A 6,196-nucleotide genomic window follows, 5' to 3' on the forward strand; every position below is an offset into this window, starting at 1 on the left:
TAGTACGATGGATGTTTTACTACAATTGGTCGATCAATTTGGATATATCGCCATGTTTCTTTTTAGCTGGATTGTTTTTTTAGGATTACCGGTACCTAACGAACTCGCTGCTGCACTATCGGGATATTTATCTGAATGGAGAAATTTCAACCCGTATACCTCCTTTTTCTTTATGTATAGTGGATTAATCTCCTATGGAATCTTCGCCTTTTTAAATGGCCGATATTTCGGAACAAGATTAATATCTCGATTTATGAAGGGAGATAAATCAAGGAAACTCATTGACAATGGTGAAAAATGGATAAATAAGTATGGTCCATTTGCCATTTCGTTCAGCTATTTTATACCAGGCATCCGATTATTCATGCCTTATATTGCAGGAACGTCAAAAGGGATTTCTTTCATGAAGTTTCTCTTATATGCTCTTCCGTCTGCTTTCATTTGGGGATTTGTGTATTTTCAGATTGGGAGGTATTTTCCAAAAAGTTTTCAGGGATTACTGGAAGAAGTGAGCGTGAAGGCAGGAATCATTTTCTCCATTTTTTTCATCGGGGTTATCGTGTACAGTGTTGTAATTACCTTGAAAAAAACCTCTAATACCTCGAAATGGAAAAAGGTACGCTATAGAAAATAAGAAAAGACTGATCAAAGATGCCTTCTCCTTTAATCAGTCTATCTACCTTGTTCATCTTTTATTATAGTAAAATACTTCCCGAATACACCCAACGCTTTAATTGTGGTCCTTGAGCCATTTTCATCCTCATATATTTTACCGATTGTGTTAAATAGCAAGTAGCCATTTTTAACATTTGAGCCTGTTTCAATCAGGGTTGAATAAGAATTTCCTTCAAGTTTCTTCGTACAGGTTATAGATTCATGACATTCAATATTGTATTCATCCAAAAGCCATGAATAAAATTGTTCTTCATTAGGTCGGTGGGTGCTCATGAAAAAAACCATCAAAATCAAAGTGAACATACCAATTCTTTTTAATCCATCTCTCACCATAATCGAACCTCTCCTACAAATTCCTCCTATAATATACCATATTTTCTTATTGAAAGTGGTAATTTCACAAAAAAATGACAAATCAGATAGTAGTTGAACTTATAGCTCTGTAAGAATATACTATTAGCATAGTACATTCATAAAGGAGGTTATTGAATTGATTCATAAAACTTGGACGGAAAACAATACCGGGAAAAAGGTAAAATGTGTACATACGGACGCAAAGAAATATACAGTTGAAAATGTTTTAACCATTGGAAAAGAATACGAAGTGAAAAACGAATCTGAAGAGTATTACTTCGTCATCGATGAAAGTGGGAAAATGGGAGGCTTCTACAAAGAGTACTTTGAAGAGGTGTAAGCCACCCCTTTCTGGCTGGTTTCTTCTAATGTGAAGAAACCGGCTTTTTTTGATGGCTACTAAAATATGGTGCAAACGGGGAGAAGAGAATGAAACACTCATTTAGTAAGCGAATCATTTCTATGGAGGACCATGCATCTCTCATTAACCTGTTCAAGGGTTATGAAACGGAAGTATATGGAGAGGTTCAAACGAGTGAGGCTGATATTCAAGAAATGATTGAATCTATTCCTGAAGCTGACCGAAGAGGGCTTTGGCATGATGGGGATTTAGTAGCTATCTCCATTCTTACTGAAAAAGACCACCGTTTACCTTCATTACTCCTTGCCCTTCCAAACGATTATATGGATCTCTATATAGGTGAGTTGGCAGAAGAGCTTTTTATATCAGCCAGGAGAAAGAAAGAAACGAATTCTGACTCAAAAACCATTATCCTATCTGCTAATCTTGAGGAAGAGAAAAAGGCTTTTGAGAAATATGGCTTTACACCAACCCGTTATTGGTTCCAGATGAAAAAAGACCTAAAAGATCTATCTGTTGCATCCGTCTCTTCATCTTATTGTATATCTAGTTTCAATCCCGATACCAACGCTGAGAGTCTTCATCTGGTGTTTGAAGAGGTGTTCTCAGACCACTTTGATTATCATCCATCCAGCCTCGATGAATTTAAGAAGCGTTTTCTTCGTCCTTCATTTGACCCTGATCTCTGGTTTGTATTAAGAGAAGGGAATGACCTTGTAGGTTTTGTCTTTTGCACGGTTAACGATGAAACAAAATTAGGGGAAATCACTCATTTGGGGATTCGCAAAAAGTGGCGTCGGAAAGGGCTCGCCCACTATTTGCTCTATTATGTTTTTTTGAAATTGAAAGACGAAGGAATGACTACAGCAGCTCTATCAGTCGACAGTGACAGCTATACAGACGCAACCATCGTTTATCAAAAAGCTGGTATGTACGTATCTCGAGGGTTCACTCGATATGATTTAAAAGTATAGAAGCTGAAAATCACCCGATAATGGGTGTTTTTTATCATTTTGATATTTCAATTGGTTGCTAGTCCAGGACTAAATATATTCTTTGTAACAAAATTAGGCAGAGCCTTTGCAGTGTAAGCGTTATTACATGTAGAATGTCTAGTATGTGAAATGGAAAGGATGTCTTTAAATGAATGTTGAACGATTATTACCAGAATCGGTTACTTATATCATAAACGAGAGAAAACAATTATTCTCTTCTCCTGAGCATTCTTCATTAATTGGAGAAGGAGGGTATACCGCTAGTGAAGACTATATTATTGAAGATAGTATCATCTCTCTGTCTTTAGGGAAAAATCTTCTTCTTAAGGGACCCACTGGTTCAGGGAAAACGAAGCTATCTGATACCTTATCATCCATCTTCTCTCAACCGATGCACAGTATAAATTGCTCGGTTGACTTAGATGCAGAAGCATTACTGGGTTATAAAACAATCAGCGAAAGAGACGGAAAAAACACCATTGAATTCATTGAGGGACCTGTTATTCAAGCGATGAAAAATGGGCATCTCCTTTATATTGATGAAATTAATATGGCTAAGCCTGAAACGCTGCCCATCTTAAATGGTGTGTTGGATTACCGCAGAAGTATAACGAATCCATTTACAGGTGAAATAGTCAAAGCCGCCCCTACATTCGGTGTAATAGCGGCCATCAATGAAGGATATGTAGGCACGGTACCGTTAAATGAAGCGTTAAAAAATCGTTTTGTTGTAATCGATGTGCCATATATCGAAGGGGAAACGTTAAAGAGTGTGATTGAAAGTCAAAGCAAGCTGTCCGATTCTAAGCTTATCACTCAATTTGTAGACTTATCTTCGGATTTATTGGTTCAAGTAAAAAATGGCCAAATTTCAGAGGAAGCGGCTTCCATACGTGCCCTATTGGATGCCTGTGATTTAGCAGTGTACTTGCCGGCAAAAAGGGCTATACAACGTGGAATCGTTGATAAACTGGAAGATGAACGAGAAAAAGCGGCTATTCAAAATATAGCTGAAACCTTATTTGAATGAGGGACTTGTAATGCATCGATTTATTCAATTTAATGATGAAACCATAGACTCTTTTTTAGTGATGGAAATGGCTGATTTGACGAAAACACTTTCCAAAAATGCCGATATGAACTTGAAATACGGACCGTTTTCTTATCTGGATTATAAAGAAGGAACGGTTTATGTCAGTCATTTTTGGGATCACCGAAAAAAAGAAGAAGAAGTACATGGATTGAAAAGTGATATTTATTTAAGGACGATCGGTAATCTTCATGAAACCACGAACGATGATGTTATCGATTATATTGAGAAGGTGAAAGCAACTTCTGTTCCCCGATTTGCCAAGCATCTATTTGTCATTGGTGAAGAAGCTCGCTTAGAGGAAATTTGTAAATCCCAGCGTCCGGGAACAAAGAAGTCGTTTGAAACGAGAAGAAAATTATATCGCCAGCACTTCGAGGCACAGCTTAAGGTAAATATAACGAAAAGTGTTTTCACAGATGCTCTATTTAATTCATTATTCCTTCTTCTCCATGCACAATCTCCTTTAGAAGAACCTGTTCGGATAAATGAGGATATTGACTTAGCAATGCCCTTTTTACATCGGCAAATCACCCGCTTCTTTGAAACCCGTAACACAAAAGATGTCGTGAGAATTTGCTTAGAAATGGTAGACGTAATCGATGAGATTGTTAGAAAAGATATGTTAAATGAATACTTCCATTTACCTGAAAATGTGTATAACACGGAGGAAATGTTTACTGAAACATTTGACGATTTAAAGAGAAAAGATCCCCTTGCTAATCAGGATGTGTTGGAAGAAGAGAGTACAGGGGAGGAAGAAGTGATAGATGAAGAATTCCGTACCTGGCACCGGGAAACGAGTGACAAAGGGGAGTCATTCCTTCAGTTTGACTTAGATCAAGGAAGTCAATCCGATCTTATGGGCGAAGGTGTCCGTGAAGGGGATGATGGGGACCAGGCCATGGCTATGGTACAGGGCTCAGCCAAAGAAACGGAGCAGGAGCAGTACCAAAATGTGAGGGCACAGGAGCAGGAAAGGGATGAACTTGGTGGAGGGGAAGGTGAGTATGGAAAGGACAATCGCTTTGCTGTACCTCACTTTATTTCGCCAACCATTCCTACTTCAGAAGACAAGCACTTGTATAACCTTAACAAAGGGTTAATCGCTCCTTATCAAAAGAAGCTTCAGAAAATGATCGAGAAAACATTGGAGCATAAGCGAATCCAGCCTAGAAGTGATTTGCACTTCGGTAGGCTGAACAAAAAGTTATTGCGGTTTATTACTGACGATAATCCAAGACTTTTCTATAAAAAACTGAATCCATCTTCTGAAATAGATGCCGTGTTTTCACTATTGGTAGACTGTTCCGGTTCTATGTATGACAAAATGGATCAAACCAAGCTGGGAATCACGTTATTTCATGAATCGTTAAAGTCCGTTCGCGTGCCGCATGAGGTTATCGGCTTCTGGGAAGATACCAACAGGGCCACAAAGACCAGTCAACCAAATTACATGAATCCTGTACTGGACTTCTATTCTTCCTTAAAACCTAACAGTGGATCAGAAATCATGCAGCTCCAGCCTGAAGAAGATAATCGGGACGGCTTTGCCATTCGGTTAATGACAGAACGGATCCTCAGACGGAACGAAAAACAAAAATTCCTTCTTGTCTTTTCAGATGGTGAGCCAGCAGCCATGGATTATGAGCAAAACGGGATCGTTGATACTCATGAGGCTGTATTAGACGCAAGAAAACAAGGAATTGAAGTCATCAACGTCTTTTTAGCGAGCGGCGAGATAGATGAGGGGCAAAGAAAAACCATTCAGAACATTTATGGAAATTACAGTATTCTTGTTTCAGATGTAGAAGAACTCCCTGAAGTGTTGTTTCCTTTATTACGGAAGCTTCTGTACAAAAGTATATAGATGAACAACCAAGACGATTACATGGGAACCATGTAGTCGTCTTTTTTGGGAGAGGAGGAATTCAAATCAGTCCTTAGGCTGAAATAAAATCAATCATCCATCTCATTCGGACTCCCTTTACCTGTAATATACTGAAAGTAATAAAATGAAAGGGGACGGATAAGATGAACAATATTTCTGATATGAATGCCGCGATTCATGAATATCACAGGGTGAATCACATTTTGAATCAAAAAGGGTGGAGGCAAGAAAAAACCACTAAGAAAAAAGTTTTCTCTCCATGGTTTGGTAAGAATCTGTAAGTGGAAAATCCGTCAAGTTCGAAAAAAGAGGAAAAAAATGTATAATAAAAGAATGACTATTCTCACTTTATCGTAGAAGGTCATTCTTTTTTGTATGCTCTTTTCGCAAGGCTCTTTTCGTAAAGTTTGTTGCTATTGTAGAGGAGAAAGTAATAGTTGATTTCCGCTCCAGGATGCTCGCTTTCCGCGGGGCTGGCGGTGAGCCTCCTCGGCTGCGCCTCCGGGGTCTCACCTGTCCAGCTATTCCCGCAGGAGTCGAGCATCCTTCCGCTCCAATCAACTTTCTAAGCATGTATCCTTATTGGAAATCAATAATAACAAGAATTTTAGCAAACAATCTCATTTAAGGTAAGTAGAGATTGAATTCCTTTTAAGGAAGAAGGATGATTTTTTTCTAGTTCCATTGTTTTCATGCACACCTTGTAGCTCTGTCATTGAAAATACTGTTAAAGATGGTGAGGGGAACTGCGCAGACTCCTGCGGAAGTACGGGCGTGCCGCGACCCCGGAAGCGAAGCTGAGGAGGCTCGGCCGAGCGTCCGCGGAAAGC

At 39.0% G+C, this 6,196-nt stretch carries 7 protein-coding genes; 6 read left to right on the top strand and 1 reads right to left on the bottom strand.

What is annotated here, in order from left to right; genetic code table 11:
* The first annotated feature begins 7 nt into the window (after positions 1-7).
* Entirely contained in the window at positions 8-634 is a 627-nt protein-coding gene (locus ACIFOD_RS15010; protein WP_430315285.1) for a DedA family protein, read from the top strand.
* A 38-nt stretch (positions 635-672) separates the two neighbouring features.
* Here ACIFOD_RS15010 and ACIFOD_RS15015 read toward each other — a convergent pair whose 3' ends face one another.
* Positions 673-1,008, bottom strand: a complete 336-nt coding sequence (locus ACIFOD_RS15015; protein WP_430315286.1) for a hypothetical protein — start codon at positions 1,006-1,008, stop codon at positions 673-675.
* Positions 1,009-1,165: 157 nt separating this feature from the next.
* Between ACIFOD_RS15015 and ACIFOD_RS15020 the strand changes: the two genes are divergently transcribed.
* From ACIFOD_RS15020 to ACIFOD_RS15040, 5 genes are all read left to right on the top strand, one after another.
* Positions 1,166-1,369 carry a DUF6501 family protein gene (locus tag ACIFOD_RS15020; RefSeq protein WP_149156741.1) on the top strand — a complete coding sequence of 68 codons (204 nt, stop codon included), beginning with the start codon at positions 1,166-1,168 and terminating at the stop codon, positions 1,367-1,369.
* Between the two features lie 89 nt (positions 1,370-1,458).
* The gene (locus tag ACIFOD_RS15025) at positions 1,459-2,364 is read left to right on the top strand and encodes a GNAT family N-acetyltransferase (protein ID WP_430315287.1); all 906 of its coding nucleotides are present in this window, start codon (positions 1,459-1,461) and stop codon (positions 2,362-2,364) included.
* Between the two features lie 169 nt (positions 2,365-2,533).
* The gene (locus ACIFOD_RS15030) at positions 2,534-3,415 is read left to right on the top strand and encodes an AAA family ATPase (protein WP_397551201.1); all 882 of its coding nucleotides are present in this window, start codon (positions 2,534-2,536) and stop codon (positions 3,413-3,415) included.
* Positions 3,416-3,425: 10 nt separating this feature from the next.
* Positions 3,426-5,345 (top strand): vWA domain-containing protein, encoded by a 1,920-nt coding sequence (locus ACIFOD_RS15035; RefSeq protein WP_430315288.1) that lies wholly within the window; start codon positions 3,426-3,428, stop codon positions 5,343-5,345.
* A gap of 164 nt (positions 5,346-5,509) precedes the next feature.
* On the top strand, positions 5,510-5,647 hold the full coding sequence (locus ACIFOD_RS15040) for a hypothetical protein (protein WP_430315289.1): 138 nt from the start codon (positions 5,510-5,512) through the stop codon (positions 5,645-5,647).
* Positions 5,648-6,196 lie beyond the last annotated feature (549 nt).

The sequence above is a fragment of the Rossellomorea sp. NRS-1567 genome (assembly GCF_050467885.1).
GTDB lineage: Bacteria > Bacillota > Bacilli > Bacillales > Bacillaceae_B > Rossellomorea > Rossellomorea aquimaris_C.